Consider the following 22,945-nt stretch of genomic DNA (forward strand, 5'->3'; position numbering starts at 1 on the left):
GGAGCCGGTTCCGGCACCACCTGCTGGCCTCATTTTCCTTGCCCCTCGGTGTCAGCGCCGTTAAGAGAAGCGCCATGTTCAAGCTCGCCCACATCTCCGACGTGCATCTCGGCCCGCTGCCGAACCTGACGATCCGGGAATTGGCGTCGAAGCGAATTACCGGCTATGTGAACTGGCATCGCAACCGCCGCAAGCATCTTTTCCCCAATGCACTGGAAATGGTCCTCGACGCCCTGCGCGCCGAAAACCCCGACCACCTCGCCATCACCGGCGACCTCGTCAACCTCGCCTCCAAGCTCGAGGTCAAGCTCGTCTCGGAATGGCTGAAGGAAGCGGGCGCCCCGCTCGACACCTCCGTCGTGCCGGGCAATCACGACGCCTATGTACCCGGCGCCCATGAACGCGTGGTCCAGGCCTGGTACGACTACATGCGCGGCGACGACGATCCGTTGATCTTCCAGGACGACCACAAGCTCTTCCCCTATATCCGACGCCGCGGGCCCGTCGCCCTGGTTGGCTGTTCCACCTCGATCGCCACGCCACCCTTTTCCGCGCAGGGTTATTTCAGCGGCCGCCAGGCGCGAGAGACCGCAGCCCTGCTTAAGGCCGCCGGCGAAGAGGGCCTGTTCCGCGTGGTGATGATCCACCATCCGCCGATCCGCGGTGCCGCCCCTCAGCACAAGCGCATGCTCGGCATCCGTCGCTTTGCCGCGGCCATCCGCAAGGGCGGCGCCGAACTCGTGCTGCATGGCCATACGCATCTGAACACGCTCTATTGGCTGGCAGATCGCGAGAAGAAGGTGCCCGTCGTCGGCATCGCTTCAGCAAGCCAAGGCCCCGGCGCCAAGAAGCCGGCCGCCGGCTACAATCTCTTCTCGATTACCGGTGAAGCGGGCAATTGGCAGCTCGACTGGCAGCGCTACAAGATCGAAAGCGAAGACGCGCCACTCAAGCTCGACCACAGCGAGCGCCTGATGGGGGAAGCGGTTCAGTCCGCCTGAACCGCTGCCGCAATCGCTGATGCCACCGCCTCCGGCGCCTCCTCGATCAACATATGCCCCACACCGTCGATGAGCCTCACCTCAGCACTTGGCCAGACATGACCGGCTTGCGCGACTGGAAGGATCGGATCTTCCGTCCCCCACAAGAGCCGCGTCGGGATGCCAAGCGCCTCGAAGCGAGCAAGTGGCAAGGTCCCCTGCCCGATCCGGCCGCCTAGCTCCACGAGAAAGGAGTGCAAGATCTCCATCAGGCGCTCGGTCGCGCCGGGAAGCCGACGCGCATCCGCGAGCTGATCGATGCCTGAGGCATCCGGCCGGACATCCGGCGCGAACATCGCGGCCAACCCAGCCGCCAGCGCATCATGCGCCACGGCTGAGCCATAGCGCCGCAACGCATCATGATTGATCTCGAAGCCGAAGCCACCCGGCGAGAGCAGCGTCAGTGATCGGACGCGATCCGTAGCCTTCAGCGCGATCAGCGCGGCAATCGCCCCGCCCATGGAATGGCCGCAGAGATGGAAGGAGGACAGGCCTCGCCGGTCGAGATCCTCGAGAATGGCCCTGGCCATCACGCCGGCATGCCCGACGCCCTCTGCATCGAGCGAGGCCCCATGCCCGGGAAGGTCGTAGATGACAAGCGGCAGATCCGGATCGAGCCGCGCGACAACCGGCGCCCAGAGCGCGCCGATCCCGCCAAATCCGTGCAGCAGCACAAGCGGGACCTTCGCCGAGGACGCATGTCGGACCTCGGCGAAGAGTGTCATGACATCAGGCCTTCTTCTGCTCGTCCAGCACTCGGTTGGCGGCCGAGACGATGGCTTCCAGAGAGGCCGTCACGATATTGGTGTTGATGCCAGCCCCGAACAGCTTGCCGCCGGCATGCGCCATCTCGACATAGGCGATCGCAGCCGCATTCGAGCCATGCTGCAGCGAATGCTCGGAGTAATCCTGCACGGTGAGCTCAATCCCGAGGTAGGTCGAGAGCGCGTTGACGAACCCGTCGATCGGCCCCGTGCCCTTGCCCTCGATCCGCCTCGTCTCGCCGTTATCGGTGATCTCGGCAGCCACGACACGGATCCCCTTCTGGTCGGAGCCGGCCGGATAGGTGTGGTGATCGACGAACTTGATGCGGGCGCCGGTCTGGTCGACATAGCGCTCGATGAAGCGTTCGTAGATCGCCTTCGACGGCAGTTCCTTGCCACCCTCGTCGGTGATCCGCTGGATATCCTCGCGGAACTCGATCTGCAGGTTGCGCGGCAGGTTGATGCCGTAATCCTCCTGCAGGATATAGGCGATGCCACCCTTGCCCGACTGCGAATTGATGCGGATGATCGCCTCGTAGGTGCGGCCCACATCCTGCGGGTCGATCGGCAGGTAAGGCACCTCCCAGACTGGCGAATTCGCCTGGCGGATCGCCTTCATGCCCTTGTTGATCGCATCCTGGTGCGAGCCCGAGAAGGCTGTGTAGACCAGTTCGCCGACATAGGGGTGACGCTCCGGAATGACCATCTCGTTGGAATATTCGTAGACCGCCTTGATCCGCTCGATGTCGGAGCAGTCGAGCTCCGGGTCCACGCCCTGGGTATACATGTTGAGCGCCAGCGTGACGATGTCGACATTGCCGGTGCGCTCGCCATTGCCAAACAGCGTGCCCTCGACGCGATCGGCACCGGCCATCAGACCGAGTTCGGTTGCCGCGATCCCGGTGCCGCGGTCGTTATGCGGATGCAGCGAGATCAGCACGTTTTCGCGGTTGTCGATGTTGCGGCACATCCATTCGATCTGGTCGGCATATATATTCGGCGTGGACATCTCCACGGTCGACGGCAGGTTCAGGATCAGCTTGTTCTCCGCCGTCGGCTTCACCTCGGCGATCACGGCATTGCAGATCTCCAGCGCGACTTCCAGCTCGGTGCCGGTAAAGCTTTCCGGCGAGTATTCGAAACGATAGCCGCCGCCGGCCTTGGCCGCCATGTCCATGATCATCTTGGCGGCATCGACAGCGATCTGCTTGATGCCGGCGACATCCTTGCCGAACACCACGCGGCGCTGCAGCTCGGAGGTCGAATTGTAGAAGTGGATGATCGGCTTGGTCGCGCCTTCCAGCGCCTCGAAGGTGCGCGTGATGAGTTCAGGCCGGCACTGCACCAGAACCTGGAGCGAGACATCGGCCGGAACGCCGCCCTCTTCCACGCACCAGCGGGCAAAGTCGAAATCGGTCTGCGAGGCCGACGGGAAGCCGATCTCGATTTCCTTGAAGCCCATGTCGAGCAGGAGCTGGAACATGCGGGCCTTGCGGTCATGGCCCATCGGGTTGACCAGCGACTGGTTACCGTCGCGCAGGTCCACCGAGCACCAGATCGGCGCCTTGTCGATCACCTTGGACGGCCAGGTGCGGTCTGAAATGTCGATTTGCGGATAGGGGCGATACTTCTGCGAAGCGTCCGGCATGCCCTGCTTGACGGTATGGGTCTTCAAAATCATCGTCTTCGTCTCTTCTCGTCCTCGTCGGCGTGAGCAGCTGATAGCAAATCAGTCTGGCTTTGACACGTCCGGACAGGCCCTTTTCAAGGGATGGATTGCATTACAAAGGGGGATTTCGAGGAGCAATCGCCAAACGGCTGACCCGGCCGCCGGGCGCTCCTCAATGGACCCGGCAACCGCGGATAAGGCCGAGAAGAAGAAGCGAGTTTGGCACCGACGCGACGAAGCCGGCCGCAGAGCGGGCCGTCATGTCAGTCGCAGAAATGGTCGTGCCGTTGATCTTCATGGGATGAGGAATACCGCGACGAATTGAATCGCGCAAGAGTGTTATTCGGCTGCTGATGGTCGCGCCGCGTCCAGTTTCTCGCGCAGCCACTCTTCAAGTAGGGAATCGACGGAGACACCGAGCTGCTTCGCCTGACGCTCAAGCCTGAGCTTCGTTCCGCGCATGATGGTAACTGTCAGCTCAACCGGTTCGAGATTGGGACGTGTCGCCGTGCTCCAGTCGACGTATTCGCTGATATCTTCGCCAGCATCGAACTTGCGGTCGAACTCTTCAGCGCTGATTGTCTTCATAGCCACGCCTCTCCTGAATTCTTGCTCGGCGGACCGATATGATCCGAACGCGCCCGTTCCGCAGAACATACACACCCGTCCATAAAACGCCGGAGATCCGACCTACACGAATCCGCCTCGGTTCCTCTGTATGTCCGGCATCCGCATCGACAGCGTAGAGATCATACCACAACTCCTGCGCTGCGACGAAATCGATTCCGTGCTTCACCGTGGTTGCTTCGCTCTTGGCAGGATCGAACTCGAACTCCATGCCTAAAACCTAGCGCAACCATAACGATTGCGCCAGATGAGGCACACGCCGATCAGCGCCGCCCGAATTGAGCGATGAGAGCCGCCGCCGCGAAGCCGAGTGCAACCACGCCCCAGACCATTCCGCCATCGGTGACATTGCTGCCGTCGGGCGTCAGGCAGCTCGATTGCGAGGCCGCGATGCAGTCTCGCCAGATCCAGTAGCGCGTGTAGAAGACGTAGCCGAAGAAGCCGGCTGCAAGTGCAAAGACGATCGCCCGAATGCGAAGCCTCATCAGCCCCGGGCTCTCGCAAGTTTCACCAGACCCAGCATTGCCACGCCCGCAATCAGCCCCCAGAACGCCCCGGAGATCCCGAGGATCGAAATCCCGGACGCCGTCACCAGGAATGTCACGGCCGCCGCTTCGCGCGTCTCCGGCGCCTGAAAGGCCGCGACAGAGGATCCGGAAAAAGCGCTGATCAATGCCAGCCCTGCGACGGACTGGATCAGGATCGGCGGCGCGAGCGACACGAACCCGGTCACGGCACCGGCCGCAAGCCCCAGCAGCACATAGCCGATCCCGGCAATGATCGCCGCCCAGTACCGCCTGCCCGGATCGGCATGCGCATCCTCGCCCGCGCACATCGCCGCCGTGATCGCCGCGAGATTGACGGCGTGGCCGCCAAAGGGCGCAGAGAGCGCCGAGAACAGGCCGGTCACGGCAAACATCGGTCCCGGGTTCGGCTCGTATTTGTTGACCTTGAGGATCGCGATGCCGGGAATATTCTGCGACGCCATGGTGACGATGAAGAGCGGCAGCGCGATCGAAACGAGGGCCGGCAACGTGAAGACCGGCATCACGAATTCCACCGGCGGCGCAAGCGACGCCGCCCAGCTCGCCATGGCACCTTGCGGCAGGTCGACGCCGAAGACGAGCACCACCACAAAGGCGACAAGGGCCGCCGGCACCGCATAAAGTCGCTTGAAGGCCGCCACCACGGCCCAGACGACGAGGATCGGCAGACCGAGTGCCGCATCGAAGGCCACCGCCTTGAACGGCGCAAAACAGAGATTGAGGATCACGCCCGCCAGCATGGCATTGGCGATCGGTGCAGGGATTGCGGCCACCGCCCGCCCGAACGGCCGGATCAGCCCGGCGAGCACAATGAACGCCGCACAGACAAGAAAGGCGCCGACGGCCGCCGAAAAGCCGCCAAGCGGAATGCCCGCGGTCGCCATCAATGCCGCTCCCGGCGTCGACCAGGCGACCGAGACAGGCAGCTTCGTCCACACGCTCAAGACGATGCCGCAGATGCCCATGGCGACCGATAGCGCCATCAGCCCCGATGCCGCCTCGTAATCCGTGGCGCCGACGCCCTTCAGCCCCTGCAGCACGACGGCAAAGGAACTGGCGAAACCGACAAAGGCAACGAGCAGGCCCATGAAGGCGGCCTGAGGGGAAAAGTCTTTCAGCATGATGGACTCGCCAGAGAAAGAGGAATGACGCAAGGCCAATCAAATTCTGCCGGTGCTGGCAAGCCGCAGGCCGGGCCCAAAGGTTCCGCCCGGGCTCAAGCGAAGCTCTCGGTCAGCATAATCCGGTCGAACGCGGCAGCGCCTTCAACGGCCGCGGCATCGAGACGCGCCTCGACCACCCGGTTGCGCCCGCTACGCTTGGCGGCATAAAGCGCCTCGTCGGCCCGCGCGATCAACTGCGTCACGGACATCGGCAGCGGCGCTGTCGCGACACCCGCACTCAGTGTCACCGGGATCGTCGTGCCCTCATGTGCGATGCTGAGGCTCGCAATCCTTGTTCGCAAATGCTCGGCGGCTTGGAGGGCGGACACCTCCGACGTATCCGGCAGATAAAGACCGAACTCCTCGCCCCCCATGCGGGCCAGGATCGCCTCTTCGCCGAGCAGGTCCGTCATCGCCTGCGCCACCGCGGTGAGCACCGCATCCCCGGCCAGATGCCCGTATTGGTCGTTCACCTGCTTGAAGTGATCGATGTCGATGATGACATATGCGCTGCCGGAGGCCGCCTGGCGCGGCAGGCGATCCATCATCCAGTGACGATTGCGGATTCCGGTCAGGCTGTCGGTTTCGGTGAGCGCGATGAGCCGCTGCTCGGCCCGCTCCTGGACCAGGATCAGCACGAACATGGCAATCGCGAACTGACAGAGGATGAGAACGAGAAACGCACCCGCAGGCGTCACCTGAAACACGTCGGGCCTGAGCAGGGCACCGAATGTCGCCATGGCGGTCAGCGCCTTGAAGCCGAAGGCGGCGGCAAGCCCGTAGCGGCTCGTCAGCGTCTGGCATTTCGGATCCGCCAGCACGAGCGCGCCACACGCTGCCGAGAAGCCCCCCATGCAGGTGAGAAACACCGCCCCGCGATACTCCCGTACCAGCGGAAACTCGGTTAGGAACGCCGCAATCGTGATGAGCGCCGGCACGGCCAGCAGCCACCAGACCCGCCCTGCCCGATCTTCCGTCACCACATTGGTGAGCCCCGCCAGCATCAGCACATAGGCGATCGGCGTGACGATCGATGTCGTATAGGTCCAGGTCGCATAGGCGAGCACCCCCTGCTCCGATGCTCCCGCAAGCACGGAGGCTGCCGCCAGCACCAGAGACGCGATCGCCATCTTGCCAAGCCCGCGGCTGCGGCGCGAGCGAAAGCGCAGATAGAGGAAGCACAGCGCACCGACTGTCAGCGACAACGGATGCAGGATGAGAATGGTGGCGAGGTCGAGATGCATGAGGCGTCCAGGCGGTACCGATACAACCAGGCTTAGCAACGCAAAGATTGCCGATTGCTGAACGCAGCCAGCCGCCCCGTGCATGGCTGCATCCCCCTCAACGCAGAGCGGCAACACGAAGCGCCACCATCCGCCCGTCATCGGCATTTCACTCTCGTCCGGCAAACAGGATGAGGACGTGGAATCCCCGACCTTCCGCTTGCCTTTTGACCCCCTTTTGCCTATGGGACCCCCCGACGCATTCGGGGCGTCCCGTTCACTTCCGCCAGACATGGCTGGGTTCACGAAGGATAGAGCCTTGATCCAGACTCCCTATTACCTGATCGATAAATCCAAGCTGCTCCAGAACATGGAAAAGATCGCGACCTTACGCGAACTCTCCGGCGCAAAGGCGCTTCTGGCGCTGAAATGCTTCGCCACCTGGTCGGTCTTCGATTTCATGCGCGACTACATGGACGGCACGACCTCGTCGTCGCTCAATGAAGTCCGCCTCGGCCATGAGCGTTTCGGCAAGGAAACCCATGCCTATTCGGTCGCTTACGCCGATTACGAGATCGACGAAGTCGTCAGCCATGCCGACAAGATCATCTTCAACTCGATCGGCCAGCTGACCCGCTTCGAGAAGCAATCCTCCGGCATCATCCGCGGCCTGCGGCTGAACCCCGGCATCTCCTCCTCGAGCTTCGATCTGGCGGACCCCGCCCGCCCCTTTTCGCGGCTGGGCGAATGGGACCTGAAAAAGGTCGAGCCGGTCATGGACCTGATCTCCGGCTTCATGATCCACAACAACTGCGAGAACGGCGATTTCGACCTCTTCGACCGCATGCTCGGCGACATCGAACAGAAGTTCGGCCCGCTCCTGAAGAAGGCCGACTGGGTTTCGCTCGGTGGTGGCATCCATTTCACCGGCGAGGATTATCCGCTCGAAAAATTCGCAGAGCGCCTCAAGCGCTTTTCCGGCGAATTCGGCGTCCAGGTCTATCTGGAACCCGGCGAAGCCTCGATCACCAAGTCGACCACGCTCGAAGTCACCGTGCTCGACAAGCTTTACAACGGCAAGGATCTTGTCGTGGTGGATTCCTCCATCGAAGCGCATCTCCTCGATCTCCTGATCTACCGGGAAAGCGCGAAGGTCCACCCCAACCAGGGACCGCACCGGTACCAGGTCTGCGGCAAGTCCTGCCTCGCGGGCGATATCTTCGGCGAGTTCAATTTCGAACAGGAATTGAACATCGGCGACCGCATCTCGCTGCAGGACACCGCCGGCTACACGATGGTCAAGAAAAACTGGTTTAACGGCGTGCAAATGCCGGCAATCGCCATCCGCGAACTGGATGGCAGCCTCAGGACGGTCCGTGAGTTCGACTACACGGACTACGAAACAAGCCTGTCCTGAACTCCCTCAGGAACAGGTTCTGACGATTGGACATAGGAGTTGGTCCCATTATGAAGAAGAACGTGCTCATCATCGGCGCCGGCGGCGTCGCCCAGGTGGTCGCCCACAAGTGTGCGCAGAACAATGACGTGCTCGGCGACATCCATATCGCCTCGCGCACCAAGGCGAAGTGCGACGCCATCATCGCTTCCGTGCACGAGAAGAAGGCGATGAAGCAGGAAGGCGTTCTCGAAGCCCATGCGCTCGACGCTCTCGACATCGAAGCCACCAAGGCGCTGATCAAGAAGCTCGGCACCGAGATCGTCATCAATGTCGGCACCGCCTTCCTCAACATGTCGGTGCTGCGCGCCTGCATGGACACCGGCGTCGCCTATATCGACACCGCGATCCATGAAGAGCCGAACAAGATCTGCGAAACCCCGCCGTGGTACGGAAACTACGAGTGGAAGCGTGCCGCCGAATGCGAGGAAAAGGGCATCACCGCCATCCTCGGCGCCGGCTTCGATCCGGGCGTGGTCAACGCCTATGCGCGTCTCGCCAAGGACGAATATCTCGACAAGGTGACCGACGTCGACATCGTCGACATCAATGCCGGCAGCCATGGAAAATACTTCGCCACCAACTTCGACCCGGAAATCAATTTCCGCGAATTCACCGGCGTCGTCTATTCCTGGCAGGGCGGCGAATGGAAGGTCAACAAGATGTTCGAGATCGGCAAGGACTACGACCTGCCGGTCGTCGGCACCCGCCGCGCCTATCTCTGCGGCCATGACGAAGTACATTCGCTGGCCAAGAACATGGACGGCGCCGACGTGCGCTTCTGGATGGGCTTTGGCGATCACTACATCAACGTCTTCACCGTATTGAAGTCGATCGGCCTCCTCTCCGAACAGCCGGTCAAGCTCGCCGACGGTTCGGAAGTCGTGCCGCTCAAGGTCGTCAAGGCCTGCCTGCCCGACCCGGCATCGCTTGCCCCCAACTACGAAGGCAAGACCTGCATCGGCGACTACGTGAAGGGCTTCAAGGACGGCAAGGAAAAGACCGTCTTCCTCTACAACGTCGCCGACCACAAGGAAGCCTATAACGAAGTGGGAAGCCAGGGCATCTCCTACACCGCCGGCGTCCCCCCGGTCGCAGCCGCGATGCTGGTCGCGACAGGCGAATGGGACGTCAAGAAGATGGCCAACGTCGAAGAACTGCCGCCCAAGCCGTTTATCAATCTGCTGAACAAGATCGGTTTGCCGACTCGCATTCAGGACGAGGATGGCGATCGGGCTGTCGAGTTCTAAGAGCGCGGGCAAGCGCTTGAGGAGTAAGGGAATACGGACCCCGCCGGAGAAATTCGGCGGGGTTTTTCGTTGACCCCAAAGCCTCAACGGGCGTCATCCTCGGGCGAAGTCCCGAGGATCTACTGCCGCCAGCGGCAGACGGCACGGTCGAGAGTGCGGACGCCGCGGCAGATGCTCGGCACAAGGCCGAGCATGACGACTGCACCCTTGGCACCCCACTCCGTCACATGTCTGTCGTGCCAAGCCCATAACGATCAGCGACATGAAACCGTGCCTCCTGATCATCGACCTCCAGAACGACTTCCTCGCGTCGCTGGATACCAGCGTCGTCACCTCCCTGGTCGCGAACACGAACCACCTCGTCCGCACCTTTCGCGCAGAGACTCTGCCCATTGTCTGGATACGGCAGGAATTCCGCGCCGACCTGAGCGACGCCTTTCTGGAAATGCGGGACAAGAACATTGCCGGCGTGATCGAGGGAACAGAGGGCGCACAACTTCATCCAGACCTCGAAGCCTCTGAAAACGACGTGACCATCATCAAGAAGCGCTACAGCGCCTTCTTCGGCACCACGCTCGATCAGTACCTGCAGGAGCAGAAGGTCGATCATCTCGTCCTCTGCGGTATCAACACCCACGCCTGCATTCGAACCGCCGCCATCGACGCCTATCAACGAGACTACCGCGTTCTGCTGCCGAGGGAATGCATCGGTTCTTATGATGACGAACACGCGCGCGTGACCCTGCTTTATCTGGATCGGAAGATCGGGCGCGTTGTGGTTGTCGAGGATGTGGTGGAGATGGTTCGGGACAATGAGTGCCCAACCCGATTTCAGGAAGTGGACCTTGATCGGGCCATGGAGCTCTGAGAGCGCGGTTTAGCGTGTGAGGATTGAGGGAGACCAGGACCCCGCCGGACAGATCTGGCGGGGTCTTCTATTGGGTTACACAGACTGTTTATGCCTCAGAAGGCGACCCGCAGACCCGCCTTCACCGAATGCAGGCTGTCGCCCTCACCGAGCCTTGCGTCGTAGCTGAGGCTGAAATCCGCACCGGCGGCGATCTCGGTGGATATGCCGAACTTCAGCACGCCGGCATTTTGCGCGGCCCCCTTGCCCTCCACCCGGAAGTTGTCGCTCCCGTCGAACGCAAGTACGGCCGCCGAACGATCCCCATAGAGAAGATGCTGCATGCCAAGTTGGCCATGCAGGCGGACCTTTCGCTCGCCAAGCATCAACTCGTGCCGCAGACGAAGCCCGACCATGCCGTAGGCGCTGAACTGGTCCTCGGCCGCGCCGGAAAGAGCGGCTGCGCCACCCGTCTCGGAAAACTCAGACTGTCGGCCATAAACCAGCGCCCCTCCCAGATAGGGCTCGAGCACGGTCTCGCCTATCTCTACCGCATAACTCGCTTCGGCAAACCCCTGCACGGTCGAGCCGCGATAGTCCGCTGTCAATCTTTCGTCGAGACTGGAAAAGTCGACATCACGCTCACTGTCGATGGCATGCCATGAATAGAGACCGCCGAAGCGCAGCGCTGTCGGGCCATAATCCAAAAGCCCATAAGTGCCGAGGCTGACGCTGTCGACAGACGCCTCGGATTGCCGGTCGGGGAGTGTCATGCCGAGATGGTCGTAGCCGGCCATGATGCCGAGCGCCAAGCCCTCGCCGTAAAGGATATCACCGCCAAACAGGACACCACCGCCCGACATACGGCCCTCGCTCGAGACAGTGTCGGCCTCGAAATGGCTGTGTAGACCCTGTGCAATGCTCCAGTAGCGACCGCGTTGAGGTGCCGCGAGCTCGGAGAGGATCCCATTACGAAGCACGCCCACAGAATCCACCAGCCCCTGGCCAATCGAGGCATGGATCTCGCCCGAAAGGTCCCGCAACGCATCGGCACGCTCATCGTCCGTTACCCCGAGCAGCGCATCCGTCACCGGCCCGCTCGGCAGGCTGTCGATCGCCTCACCCACGGCCCCCTCATTGTCATTGCCCGGGTCGGTGGGGAAGGAGAGCCTGGTCAGCGTCAGGTAGATATTATTGGCATCGTAGGAGAGTGAGGAATCGAGAAAGGCGAAGCTGTCGGCAACTGACCCAAAGGTTCCGCTTACACCACCCGCGGCTGTCGCAATCGTGTAGGTGAGCGGCGAGGCATAATCGATGCCGGTATCGGTGCCGTTTTCCGGTCCGACACTCACCGTGGCATCGCTCGATACGGTGAGCACACCGCCGACATCGATCAAGTCTGCATTGCCAAGCCCATCGACCTCGACATCATACACGGAGCCGGCGGCAAAATCCGCATCGCCGGCCACGGTGAGCGTGCCAATGGAATTGCCAGGCGCGATGGTCGCGCCCGACAGCGCATCGAAGGCACCAACCGTTCCGGAGCCACCGAGCGCCGCCCCGTCATCGACCGTCACCAATCCGGAGAGGTTTCCGTTAACGGAGAGGAGCCCCTCCTCCACCTCGGTCCCGCCGGAGAATGTGCCTGTTCCAGTCCAGTTGAGGCTGCCGGCACCGGTTTTGACCAGCGCCCCCGTTCCAGACATGGTCGAGGCATAGGTGCCGGCGGAAAGTTCGTCGAATGTAACCGTGGCATTGTTGACGACATCGCCCTGAAGCCCGAGCCCATTGGTCAGCAAACCTCCGCCAAACACTTCAAATGTGCCGGAAAGCGTGTTGCTACCGGAAAGCGTCAGGATGCCTGTGCCGAGTTTGGTAAAGGTTCCGCTGCCGGAGAGTGCACCACCATAGGTGTCGTCGGCCGCCCCCAGATCGAAGACAACTGACGCATTGTTCTCGATGTCCCCCGCCGCATCCAATGTCGCGATGACGAGGGAACCCTCATCAACCCGGACATCCGCGTCGAGGCTTGAGGTTTGCCCAAGCGTGAGCGTTCCGGCCCCGGTCTTGACAAGCCGGCTTCTATTGGAACCCTCGATAAAACCATCAAATTGGCTGCTTGCACCGCCGACCCCGACGATCAGGTCTACGGCAGCACGTATGTGCCCATCACCGGTGATCGCGCCGAGGCTCCAGTCGCCAAACGTGGCCAAGACGCCGTTGATCTCCACTGGGATGCCGTCGCCCGTCATAGGAATATTGCCCCCAAAAGTCAGGCTTGCGCCATCCTCCACAATGACACTGCGTGCCGAAATGAAGTTACCGAGCCACCGGGATGTGCCTGTAAAGATTACGTCTTGTGCACTCTCTAAGGTGCCGTCGAACGAGCCTCCATTGATCGTCAGGTCTCCAATTCCTCGTACCACTCCGAGTCCCGAAAGATTGTTGAGCGTCAGATCGAAGAGCCCGAATTGCAGCTGGCTACCGTCTCCGACAGAAACGGAGGAGAGATTCCCGACCGCCTCCGCAATCGTGTTGACCACACCGGACTGGTTCAGTGTGAGGATCGACCCGTCCGCGACGGCCAGCCGATTGACATTGACCAGTGTCCCTTCGAGCGATCCGCCACCGGCAGTTAGGGTGTCGACATTCCTGATTTCGCCGAAGAAATTGGGCTCGATCAGGTATAGATCGTCTCCGGATGCATCCAAGCGCCCCGATCCCTTGAGCCGATATACGTCACTTGGGCCATCCAGGACCAGAGTGGCACCCTCGTCCACGGTCGTCCCGCCTGCCATCGCGACCACGAAGCGGGCATTGTCGAACACAACGGCCGTTCCACCTGCAACACGAAAACTATTCGCTCCCGAGAGCCCACCACCCCCCACACGAGTAATTTCGACGGTACCAGTATCCACGACCGAACCGAGGGTAAGCTCGTGACCGGCAGCGAAAACCGATATCTGAAAAGTCAGGGTCGACGAATCCGTGGCGGAAATCGTACTCGACGCGTTCGCAACCAGGTTGATGGGCGAAGTCAAGGTGGCGGATGTTCCGACCGTACCGTAGCGGAGACGACTGCTGAGATCGATGACCGCGCCGCCGTATTCGTCTCCCGTATAGATAGTCGTAGGCGTCGTGATGTCGACGGCCCGAACTGCATGGCACGGCAAGAATGTCGCGCAGGCGAACGCAGCCAGAGACAACTTGGAAGCCATGATCTGAAATTTCCGATTGTAGTTTGCGGGCGAACTCGAAGTTACAGCTGCAACCGAGATAGAGCATGTCCAAAAGCTGCAGACATATGACTCGGCCAGCGGCGAGTGTGACGCTGCGCACTTGGGATGCGCATCGCCTTCACCCCCATATCCACCCCGCTCCCACCATGCTACGAGGCCGCACCACACACACGTCGAGACATTCAATTGATGCCCCCTGCCCTCCACACCGACCTCACCGCCGCCCTCCGCCCCCTGCTTGCCGAACTCCACCAGTCCCCCGAGCTCTTCCAGACCTGGAACGCCCATCTGGAGCTTGTCGCGGCCGGCGGGCTCGTGGTGGTGAAGTCGAAGCGTGCGAAGGGGCTGGTCGACAGCCTGTTTTGGGGCCGCGCGCCGGGATCGTCCGAGAACAAGCAGCTGCCCGAGGCGACCGCCTTTGCCGCCATCGACCGTTTCCTCGGCCTCGGCGCCCATCTCGCCCTGTCGGATGCTTTGCCCGAAGGGGCGGTGCTGGACGAAGCCTTTCCGCATTGCGCGGTGAAGCTTGTCTATCGCAAGAAGGGCGCGCCGAAGGCGAAGGTCCTGTCGATGATCTTCATCGGCTTCAACGACGAGGCGGATGCGATCGCCTATGCGGAGCGCGCAGAGGGCAAGTTGCCGCTGGTCATGACCCGGCCTCTGATGGCTGACCGGCTGCACGAGTGGCGCTGAAACCATTCTCATCTGCCTGAGACGACGGAACTTTCGGGCTTCCTGCGGCTTCTTCCGCCACGACAGTCAAGGAGACCCCGATCATGTCCGCCAAATTGTTGCGTGCAGCCCTCGTCACCACGCTTGCCTTTGTCAGCGTTCCGCTGGCCGCCCCGTTCGCCGCGCCGGCCTCCGCCCAGGATGTCGAGCTGCGCATCGGCCCCGATGGCGTTCGCCCGATTATCCGCGATCGCGATCGCGACCGCCGCGACCGTGGCTGCAGCCCGCGTGAAGCCCAGCGCGCCGCGCGCGAGGAAGGCCTGCGCCGCGCCGAAGTCGCTCGCGTCACCGACCGCAGCGTGACCGTGCGCGGCTTCACCCGCCGCGGCCCCGAACAGCTGCGTTTCGCCAATCGCCGCGGTTGCCCGCTCATCTGATCGGCAAAGACCGCAAGCCATGAAAAAAGCCGCCGGATCGCTCCGGCGGCTTTTCTGTATCGTCATGCAAGAAGCAATCAGCCGATGTCGGCGTGGCTCTCGATGATCCGGCCGACGAGACCGTAGGAAACGGCGTCTTCGGCAGACAGCCAGTAGTCGCGGTCGATATCCTTGGCGATCTTCTCTTCCGACTGGCCGGTGGCCTTGGCGTAGATCTTGATCAGGCGCTGGTTCATCTTGATGATTTCGCGCGCCTGGATCTCGATGTCGGAGGCCATGCCGCGGGTGCCGCCGGACGGCTGGTGCATCAGGAAGCGGGTGTTCGGCAGCGCCAGGCGGCGCTCCTTCGGCACGGACACGAAGATCAGCGAACCCGCAGACGCGGCCCAGCCGGTCGCGATGATCCACACCTTCGGCTTGATGAAACGGATCATGTCATGGATCGCGTCACCGGCCTCGACATGGCCGCCCGGCGAGCAGACGAACACGCGGATGTCTTCGTCCGATGCGGCAGCGAGCGCGACGAGCTGCGTGCAGACCTTCTGCGCCAGCTCCATGGTGATCCCGCCATAGATGAAGATCGAACGCGACTTGAAGAGGTTCGCTTCCGTTTCCTTGCCGATCGGCAGTTCCTTGCTCTTGTCGTCTTCGTCTTCGTTCATCACAGGGGACAGTCCTCGTTGGTTTGGCTTATCCGCACATAGTGCGTCTCATGGCTTAAGACAATGCGGGAAAAAGACAAGCACGGAAGCGATGAACAGGAGGTTGACGCGAGCGCTATGGCAAGCTCCGTCCAATACGGCTTCTTAAGACAAAGCTTCTAAGCTCCCGTCTGAAGGAGCGTCCATGACCCAGACCATCAGGCTTGCCGAACTGATCGAAGCGCTCAGCCACGCGCTGGACATGACGGAGGGTCAGCCGCCCGGCCATTGCGTCCGCTGCTGCTTCATCGGCACGCGCATCGGCCAGGCGCTTGGCCTTGGCGAAGAGGAATTGCGCGATCTCTATTACACGTTGCTCCTCAAGGATCTCGGCTGCTCGTCGAATGCCGCACGCATTTGCGAGCTCTATCTCGCCGACGACTTGAAGTTCAAACACGACTTCAAGCTGGTCGATGGCTCCTTCCCGCAGATCCTCAAATTCGTGCTCTCCCATACCGGCATGCAAGCAGGCCTCGCCGAGCGCTTCCGCGGCATCCTCAATGTCTTCAAGAATGGCGGAGAGTTCACCACGAGCCTCATCCAGACCCGCTGCCAGCGCGGCGCCGAGATCGCCCGCCAGATGCGCTTTTCCGAGGAGGTCGCCCGCGGCATTCTCGATCTCGACGAACATGTCGATGGCGGCGGCCAGCCGCAGGGACTGAAGGGAACGGAGATCCATCTTTTCGCCCGCATCGCCCTGATGGCCCAGGTCATTGATGTCTTCTTCGTCCATCAGGGCTCGCAGGCAGCCCTGGCGGAGGTGAGAAAGCGGGCCGGCAGCTGGTTTGATCCCACGCTCGTCCAGGTCTTCGAACAACTCGCCACCCCCGTCTTCTTCGCCGAACTCGGCGCGGACAATCTGGAAGCCTATGTGCTGGCGCTCGAACCCGGCCGCCAGGCAGTCATGGCCGACGAGGATTATCTCGACGACATCGCGGCAGGCTTTGCCCGCGTCATCGATGCCAAGAGCCCCTACACGTCAGGCCACAGCGACCGCGTCGCCCTCTTCACCGACATGATCGCCGAAGAGCTCGGCATGCCCTTGGCCGAGCGCCGCCGCCTGAAGCGTGCCGCCCTGTTGCACGATATCGGCAAGCTCGGCGTCTCCAACAGCGTGCTCGACAAGCCGGGCCGCCTTGAAGGCGAGGAATGGGAGCAGATGAAACGGCATTCGGAATTTTCCGAAACAATTCTCTCGCGCATCGCCGCCTTTTCCGACCTCGCCCTGATCGGCGGCGCGCATCACGAAAAGCTCGATGGCTCCGGCTATCCGCGCGGCCTGAAAGGGGACGAGATCTCCTTCGAGACCCGGATCGTTGCAACCGCCGATGTCTTCGATGCCCTGACCGCCGACCGCCCCTACCGCGCCGCCATGCCGGTCGCCAAGGCGCTCTCGATCCTCTGGGAAGGTGCCGGTCGCCATCACGACGAGATCTGCATTGCAGCCTTGGAGCGGGCGCTCGACAAGGCGGAGCTCGCCGCAGCCTGAGTGTAGTTCGCTTAGGGAATTACCGATATGCCTGGCGCCACTCTTTCAGGCAGCAGTTCATTGCCCATCTGCAGGGTAAAGATGTCGGTGCCCTTTTCCGGCTCCTCGCTGCTCAGCCCGATTGCGACGATGGTGGAAAACTGCTCCCACGCCGCATGGATTTCGAGGCGCCCCTCGTCGGTGGGCCGGATCTCACCGCGCCACTCCGTCTGCCTCGGACAGTCGGCCACCCCGTTTCGCCAGGTGACGTGGAAGGCGATCATGCCATCGACAATGCGACCGTCGAGGGCATAGGGAATGCCGCGGCATCCCTTGCCCGGGGCATTGTTGACGAAATAGCCCTGCAACAGCCCATCCTGCCCGCGGTCCAGAACCAGCACGGATCCGTTGCGGTTGATCCAGGTCGAAGTCCCCGGCGCAATCTCGAGCGCTACGCCTTTCTCGACGGCAGGCGTCGCAAGAAGCCCCGTCGGCCAGAGTACCGATGCAAGCAGAAGTGCAACCACTCTCATCCCAACCCCCAGAACGATTTGGCGCACAATAACAACATATGGTTGATTAAGGGTTTACAGATACACGAGCTCTCGAGCGATCACCGCGCAATGCGGGTCGAGAGAATGATGGAGGACAAGGTTCTCTCCACGCCCGATAATTCGCCGATCCGGTCGATCAGCCGATCGAGCTCGGAAATGGACGGCGCAGCCACGATGGCGATCAGATCATACGGCCCATTGACCGAATAAAGGGCTGATACCTCGCGGATCGCGTTCAATTCTCCCGTCACCGCCGACAGCGCCTTCGGTGCGATCGTGATCATCACATGCGCCCGGATCAGCCCGCTCTGATAGGCGTCCGACAGCCGCACCTGATAGCCGGCAATCACGCCCTGCGCTTCCAGCCGTTCGAGCCTCGCCTGGACGGTGGTGCGGGAAAGAGCGAGCTTGCGGGCAAGCTCCGCCACAGGCAATCGCGCGTTCTCCGAGAGAAGCGCCAGCAGCTCCCTGTCCTTGTCCGTCAGCTGCATATCGCCCATCCTCTTCGTCGATTTGCCAAGAACAATACCGCAAACCGCACAGATCGTCACTTGGAATCGGCATGCATCACCGCCACACTGGTTCGATCACAGACAACGAACCCGGGCAGCCGGGCGACATGCATATGAGGGGCAATGCCATGAAAAACGTCACCATTATCGGAGCCGGAAAGATCGGCGGCGCCATCGCCCGCATGCTGGCCGAAACCGGCGAGTACCATGTTACCGTGGCCGACCGCAGCGCCGAGCAACTGGCAAAGCTCGATAGCCACCCCGCCGTGAAGACCCTTGAACTCGACATCACGGATGCGGCAGCCCTCGACGCGGCGCTTTCCGGCCAGTTCGCCGTGCTCTCGGCAGCCCCCTTCCACCTCACAGGCGCCATCGCCGAAAGCGCCGCCCGCACCGCGACCCATTATCTCGACCTGACGGAAGATGTCGCTACAACCCGCAAGGTCGAAGAACTTGCCCGCGGCGCCCGTTCCGCCTTCATCCCCCAATGCGGCCTCGCCCCCGGCTTCATCTCGATTGTAGCCAACGACCTGACCAAGCATTTCGACACGCTGGACACGGTCCGCATGCGCGTCGGGGCGCTTCCGCAATATCCGTCGAATGCGCTGAACTATAATCTCACCTGGTCGACCGACGGCCTGATCAACGAATATATCGAGCCCTGCGAAGCCATCGTCGAAGGCAAGCTGACGGTGGTGCCGGCCATGGAAGAGCGCGAGGAATTCTCGCTCGACGGCGTCACCTACGAGGCCTTCAACACGTCGGGCGGTCTCGGCACGCTGGCCAAGACGCTCGAAGGCCGGGTGCGCACGATGAACTATCGCACGATCCGCTATCCCGGCCACCAGGCGATCATCAAGGCGCTGCTCAACGACTTCAACCTGAAGAACCGCCGCGATGTGCTGAAGGATCTCTTCGAAAACGCCCTGCCCGCCACCATGCAGGATGTCGTCGTGATCTTCGTCACCGTCTGCGGCTGGAAGGACGGGCGCTATCTGCAGGAAACCTATGCCAACAAGGTCTATGCCGGCGTGGTTGCTGCTAAGAAGATGAGCGCCATCCAGATCACCACGGCCGCCGGCATCTGCACCGTGCTCGACCTGCTCGCCGACGGCACGCTGCCGCAGGCCGGTTTCGTGCGCCAGGAAGAAATTGGTCTCGACGCCTTCCTTGCCAATCGCTTCGGTCGGGTTTACGACCCTGAAGTCATGAAGGTCGCGAAGGCCGGCTGAGAGTTCTCCGGGGGGAGGAAGGACCAGAAGGTCCGGAGGGGCGGTTCGCCACTGGCAGAACCGCCCCAACCCCGCCGAGAAGCGTTGATCTGCAGCGCCCGATCGTTGCAAATGCAATTATCACGATACACCGTTTCTTTAGCCTCCTAAGTTAGAGTATCCTGATCTGAGCCTCCCGCATGTCTGCCGGGAATGCACCATCCGTGGCCCTGAGGGGAAGATCGGGCAGGATATGATCGGCAAGGGCAGTGAAGAGCACAAAGCGGCTCGCATGATCCGCATTTATCAGGCCGTGTCGCTGACGGTGGCAGCCTTCGCCCTGTTGTGGACGGTCGTCTTCTTCGTCGACGGCCAGTACCTGATGGCGGCCGCCGAATTCTTCCCCGTCATCGCCGGTCTCGTCTGCTTTGCGCTCGTCACCAAGGGGCGGCTCGATCTCTTCCTGCTGGTCGCGCAGATGAGCTTCCTGATTTTCATCATCGGCTTTTCGCTGATGTTCGACGTGCCGCAAAATGGTGCGCCGCGCGTCACGCATCTCTTCCTGCCGGTCCTCGGCATGCTCGCCTACCTCAATTATCTCCGGCGCCCCGCCCGGCTGCAGCTCGCCATCATCGCGGCCAGCCTCGTGACCTTCGTCGTCCTGCATGCAGCAGACCTGCGCCTCCCCTTTGCCCAGCCGGTCCCGCCGGAGCTCCATGCCATCGGTGTCTGGCTCAATCCGACCATGGCGGCCCTGGTCTTCTGCGGCACGATCTATGCCCTGCAGCAGCGCCTTTCCGCCCCGCGCGGCATTGCGCGTGATCTCCTGGCTGCTCTGCGTCAGGGCCAGCTCTCGCTCGCCTATCAGCCGCAGACCGACCGAGATGGCCGCGTGCTCGGCGCCGAAGCGCTCCTGCGCTGGAACCACCCAACCCGTGGGCCGATCCCGCCTTCGAGCTTCATTCCCGCCGCCGAGGAAATGGGCCTGATGCCCATCGTCGGCGGTTTCGTGCTGGAAGAGGCGCTCACGACCCTCGTCCGCTGGAAAGAGGATCCGCGCCTCTCGGCGCTCACGCTTTCGGTCAATGTCAGCGCCAGCCAGTTCAACGAAGGCGATTTCGAGACGACGCTGCGCCAATTGCTCGAACGCCACCCGATCGACCCGACCCGGCTGCGCCTCGAACTCACCGAAAGCGTTCTGATTGCCGGGCTCGAGCCCGTGGCGAACAAGATGACCGCGCTGAAGCGGCTGGGCCTCACCTTCTCGCTCGACGATTTCGGCACCGGGTTCTCCTCGCTCGCCTATCTGCGCCGCCTGCCGGTGAGCGAGCTGAAGATCGATCGCAGCTTTGTCGTCGCGGCCGCCGAGCACGATCGCGATGCCGCAATCCTCCGCTCGATCAGGGCGATCGCCACCGATCTCGGCGTCGAAACCGTCGCCGAGGGGGTCGAAACACCAGCGCAGCTCGCCTTCCTCGAGACGACCGGCTGCCGGATCTTCCAGGGCTATCTCTTCGGCCGACCCATGCCGCTTGCCGATTTCGAGCTGTCCGTCATCGCACCCCAGCCGAGGGCGATGCCTGCAGCGCCTGAGCTGCGCCCGGCACCCCGCATGGCCGCCGGCTGACCGGCGACGCGCCTTGCAGTCATCCGAAGCGGCCAAGGAGTTTGAGCATCCAGTCGGAGAAGCGCCCATAGGGAGGATAGAGCAGCTTGACCGCCGACAGGCGAGACTGCTTCAGCACCGGCTTTTCCTTGGAAAGCGCGAGGAACCCCGCTTCACCGTGATAGGCGCCGTAGCCGGAGGCTCCGACACCGCCGAAGGGCAGATCGTCCTGGGCGAGATGCAGGATCGTATCGTTGACGGTGACGCCGCCGGCGATCGTGCCCGACAGCACCCGCTCCTGCGCGCCCTTGTCCTCGCCGAACCAGTAGAGCGCCAGCGGGCGGTCGCGATGGTTGATATAGGCAATCGCCTCCTCCAGCATGTCATAGGGCACAATCGGGAGGATCGGCCCAAAAATCTCTTCCGACATCACGGCGGTCTCATCGGGAGCACCGATGACTGCCACCGGCGAAAAGACGCGGGCGTCGGGATCATGCGGACCGGCCAGCTCGACCACCTCGGCGCCCGTCTCACGCGCTTCCTCGACAAGCCGGGTGAGCCGAGAGAAATGCCTGGGGCTGATGATCGAGGTGTAATCGGGGTTGGCCGGCAGGCCGGGATATTGCCTGTCCACCTCGGCCTTAACCGCGGCGAGGAAGTCCTGGACCCGATCGCGCGGTACCAGCGCATAATCGGGCGCCACGCAGGTCTGGCCGGAATTCAGGAGCTTGCCCCAGACGAGGCGCGGCACGGCCTTGTCGAACTGCACGGAGGCGTCGAGGATGGCAGGCGACTTGCCGCCGAGTTCGAGTGTGACAGGCGTGAGATTCTTCGCCGCCGCTTCCGCCACCTTGCGGCCAACGGCGGTCGAGCCGGTGAAGATCAGATGGTCGAAGGGAGCGGATGTAAAGGCGGTCGCCACCTCGGGCCCGCCGGTCACGACGGCGACTTCGTCCTCGGTAAAGGTCTCGGCCACGGCTTTCGCCAGGGCTTCGGAAAAGGCGGGCGCCAGCTCGGAGGGTTTCAGCATCGCCCTGTTGCCGGCAGCAAGGGCGCCTGTCAGCGGTGACAGCATCAGGTTGAGCGGATAATTCCAGGGCGCGACAATCCCGACCACGCCGAGCGGCTGGCGCAGGATGACGGCCGAAGCCGGCTGCCCGGTCCAGGCAAGCGACACGCGCCGCGGCCGCATCCAGCGTTTGAGATGCCTGCGCGCATGGCGGATTGCGGCGCGCAGCGGCACGATATCGGTCAGCGTCGTGACAACGGCCGGCCGATTGCCGAAATCCTCCGAAATCGCGGCGCAGAACCGCTCCTGCCAGTCCACGACCATCCGGTCGAGCCGCTTGAGGCGATCGTCACGGGTGGCATGATCAGGCGTCACGTCCTTCGCCCAGCCGGCCTTCTGCGCGTCGAGCAGGGACGCGATCCGCGCGCCGGGATCGGCCATGTCCACTTTCGGCAACACCTGTCCATCCACGCCTTTATCCTCCGGCTTCTTCTCCCTCAAGATGGGCAGTTTACGCCCATTTGTTCAAGGGAGAACAAATGATTTTTGGTGGGGGCCATCTTCCCCCTTGCGGGAGAGAACGGAAAATCGAAGGCTTGAGGTCGAGCCTGTGGCTTTGCCCCTCACCCTACCCTCTCCCCGCAGGCGGGGAGAGGGGGCACGCGCGGTGGCCGTTTCGGCCTTCTCCCCGCTTGCGGGGAGAAGGTGCCCGCCCTTCGACAGGCTCAGGGGGCGGATGAGGGGCTGAGGTGATTGGGACGAGGGCGGTCGGTCTTGCGCGGCGCTCATCTCCCCCTTGGTGGGGGAGACTTCGGAGCGATGGCCGAAGGCCAGAAATCGATCCAGTGAATCGATTTCAGCGAACGGAGGCCTGAGCGCGACGCCGCGCGCAGGCTGCGAGAGGAATTAAGCGAGCGTAAGCCGCCTAAACATCAGAAATCGCAAGTGAGGG

21 protein-coding genes are annotated in these 22,945 nt (G+C 62.4%); 9 read left to right on the forward strand and 12 right to left on the reverse strand.

Features of this window, described 5'->3' with window-relative positions; translation table 11 throughout:
• The first annotated feature begins 74 nt into the window (after nt 1-74).
• A complete protein-coding gene (locus FAA86_RS12830) occupies nt 75-1,001 on the forward strand; it encodes a metallophosphoesterase family protein (protein ID WP_136541128.1) in 927 nt (308 codons plus the stop codon).
• On the opposite strand, the gene FAA86_RS12835 is transcribed toward FAA86_RS12830, so the two are convergent.
• The 7 genes from FAA86_RS12835 to FAA86_RS12865 form a co-directional block, all read right to left on the reverse strand.
• Nucleotides 989-1,765, reverse strand: a complete 777-nt coding sequence (locus FAA86_RS12835) for an alpha/beta fold hydrolase (protein ID WP_136541130.1) — start codon at nt 1,763-1,765, stop codon at nt 989-991. The genes FAA86_RS12830 and FAA86_RS12835 overlap by 13 nt on opposite strands.
• 4 nt (nt 1,766-1,769) lie before the next feature.
• The gene (gene leuA, locus FAA86_RS12840; RefSeq protein ID WP_136541132.1) at nt 1,770-3,485 is read right to left on the reverse strand and encodes a 2-isopropylmalate synthase; all 1,716 of its coding nucleotides are present in this window, start codon (nt 3,483-3,485) and stop codon (nt 1,770-1,772) included.
• 327 nt (nt 3,486-3,812) lie between these two features.
• The gene (gene brnA, locus FAA86_RS12845) at nt 3,813-4,061 is read right to left on the reverse strand and encodes a type II toxin-antitoxin system BrnA family antitoxin (RefSeq protein ID WP_136541134.1); all 249 of its coding nucleotides are present in this window, start codon (nt 4,059-4,061) and stop codon (nt 3,813-3,815) included.
• Nucleotides 4,042-4,311: a BrnT family toxin gene (locus tag FAA86_RS12850; protein WP_136541136.1), complete on the reverse strand. Its 270-nt coding sequence runs from the start codon at nt 4,309-4,311 to the stop codon at nt 4,042-4,044. The genes brnA and FAA86_RS12850 overlap by 20 nt, the downstream gene beginning before the upstream one ends.
• A gap of 52 nt (nt 4,312-4,363) precedes the next feature.
• Entirely contained in the window at nt 4,364-4,585 is a 222-nt protein-coding gene (locus FAA86_RS12855) for a hypothetical protein (protein ID WP_136541139.1), read from the reverse strand.
• The gene (locus tag FAA86_RS12860; RefSeq protein ID WP_183954664.1) at nt 4,585-5,766 is read right to left on the reverse strand and encodes a benzoate/H(+) symporter BenE family transporter; all 1,182 of its coding nucleotides are present in this window, start codon (nt 5,764-5,766) and stop codon (nt 4,585-4,587) included. Before FAA86_RS12860 ends, FAA86_RS12855 begins: the two co-directional genes overlap by 1 nt.
• A gap of 95 nt (nt 5,767-5,861) precedes the next feature.
• The gene (locus tag FAA86_RS12865) at nt 5,862-7,199 is read right to left on the reverse strand and encodes a GGDEF domain-containing protein (protein WP_167494967.1); all 1,338 of its coding nucleotides are present in this window, start codon (nt 7,197-7,199) and stop codon (nt 5,862-5,864) included.
• A 151-nt stretch (nt 7,200-7,350) separates the two neighbouring features.
• Here FAA86_RS12865 and FAA86_RS12870 point away from each other — a divergent pair, with 151 nt between their 5' ends.
• The 3 genes from FAA86_RS12870 (at nt 7,351) to FAA86_RS12880 (ending at nt 10,605) form a co-directional block, all read left to right on the forward strand.
• On the forward strand, nt 7,351-8,448 hold the full coding sequence (locus FAA86_RS12870; RefSeq protein ID WP_136541143.1) for a carboxynorspermidine decarboxylase: 1,098 nt from the start codon (nt 7,351-7,353) through the stop codon (nt 8,446-8,448).
• Between the two features lie 50 nt (nt 8,449-8,498).
• Complete coding sequence (locus FAA86_RS12875; RefSeq protein ID WP_113458685.1) at nt 8,499-9,737, forward strand: saccharopine dehydrogenase family protein; 1,239 nt, start codon at nt 8,499-8,501, stop codon at nt 9,735-9,737.
• Between the two features lie 262 nt (nt 9,738-9,999).
• A complete protein-coding gene (locus tag FAA86_RS12880; protein ID WP_136541145.1) occupies nt 10,000-10,605 on the forward strand; it encodes a cysteine hydrolase family protein in 606 nt (201 codons plus the stop codon).
• A gap of 95 nt (nt 10,606-10,700) precedes the next feature.
• On the opposite strand, the gene FAA86_RS12885 is transcribed toward FAA86_RS12880, so the two are convergent.
• Nucleotides 10,701-14,009, reverse strand: a complete 3,309-nt coding sequence (locus tag FAA86_RS12885) for an autotransporter outer membrane beta-barrel domain-containing protein (RefSeq protein WP_167494968.1) — start codon at nt 14,007-14,009, stop codon at nt 10,701-10,703.
• Nucleotides 14,010-14,012: 3 nt separating this feature from the next.
• Between FAA86_RS12885 and FAA86_RS24610 the strand changes: the two genes are divergently transcribed.
• A complete protein-coding gene (locus FAA86_RS24610) occupies nt 14,013-14,516 on the forward strand; it encodes a hypothetical protein (protein WP_167494969.1) in 504 nt (167 codons plus the stop codon).
• 83 nt (nt 14,517-14,599) lie between these two features.
• Entirely contained in the window at nt 14,600-14,932 is a 333-nt protein-coding gene (locus tag FAA86_RS12890) for a hypothetical protein (protein ID WP_246035064.1), read from the forward strand.
• 77 nt (nt 14,933-15,009) lie between these two features.
• Here the strand turns inward: FAA86_RS12890 and FAA86_RS12895 are convergent, their stop codons facing one another.
• The gene (locus FAA86_RS12895) at nt 15,010-15,594 is read right to left on the reverse strand and encodes an ATP-dependent Clp protease proteolytic subunit (protein ID WP_113458061.1); all 585 of its coding nucleotides are present in this window, start codon (nt 15,592-15,594) and stop codon (nt 15,010-15,012) included.
• Between the two features lie 184 nt (nt 15,595-15,778).
• On the opposite strand from FAA86_RS12895, the gene FAA86_RS12900 reads away from it, so the two are divergent.
• Nucleotides 15,779-17,122 (forward strand): HD-GYP domain-containing protein, encoded by a 1,344-nt coding sequence (locus tag FAA86_RS12900; protein ID WP_136541149.1) that lies wholly within the window; start codon nt 15,779-15,781, stop codon nt 17,120-17,122.
• Nucleotides 17,123-17,133: 11 nt separating this feature from the next.
• Here the strand turns inward: FAA86_RS12900 and FAA86_RS12905 are convergent, their stop codons facing one another.
• Nucleotides 17,134-17,634 (reverse strand): avidin/streptavidin family protein, encoded by a 501-nt coding sequence (locus FAA86_RS12905; RefSeq protein WP_113458059.1) that lies wholly within the window; start codon nt 17,632-17,634, stop codon nt 17,134-17,136.
• An 80-nt stretch (nt 17,635-17,714) separates the two neighbouring features.
• Nucleotides 17,715-18,146 (reverse strand): Lrp/AsnC family transcriptional regulator, encoded by a 432-nt coding sequence (locus FAA86_RS12910; RefSeq protein WP_136541151.1) that lies wholly within the window; start codon nt 18,144-18,146, stop codon nt 17,715-17,717.
• A 149-nt stretch (nt 18,147-18,295) separates the two neighbouring features.
• Between FAA86_RS12910 and FAA86_RS12915 the strand changes: the two genes are divergently transcribed.
• Together FAA86_RS12915 and FAA86_RS12920 are read left to right on the forward strand one after the other, a co-directional pair.
• Nucleotides 18,296-19,399 carry a saccharopine dehydrogenase family protein gene (locus FAA86_RS12915; RefSeq protein WP_136541153.1) on the forward strand — a complete coding sequence of 368 codons (1,104 nt, stop codon included), beginning with the start codon at nt 18,296-18,298 and terminating at the stop codon, nt 19,397-19,399.
• Nucleotides 19,400-19,670: 271 nt separating this feature from the next.
• Nucleotides 19,671-21,005 carry a putative bifunctional diguanylate cyclase/phosphodiesterase gene (locus FAA86_RS12920; RefSeq protein WP_167494970.1) on the forward strand — a complete coding sequence of 445 codons (1,335 nt, stop codon included), beginning with the start codon at nt 19,671-19,673 and terminating at the stop codon, nt 21,003-21,005.
• 19 nt (nt 21,006-21,024) lie between these two features.
• On the opposite strand, the gene FAA86_RS12925 is transcribed toward FAA86_RS12920, so the two are convergent.
• The gene (locus FAA86_RS12925) at nt 21,025-22,464 is read right to left on the reverse strand and encodes a coniferyl aldehyde dehydrogenase (protein ID WP_246035065.1); all 1,440 of its coding nucleotides are present in this window, start codon (nt 22,462-22,464) and stop codon (nt 21,025-21,027) included.
• Between the last annotated feature and the right edge of the window lie 481 nt (nt 22,465-22,945).

This window comes from Rhizobium rosettiformans W3, assembly GCF_004912135.1.
GTDB lineage: Bacteria > Pseudomonadota > Alphaproteobacteria > Rhizobiales > Rhizobiaceae > Allorhizobium > Allorhizobium rosettiformans.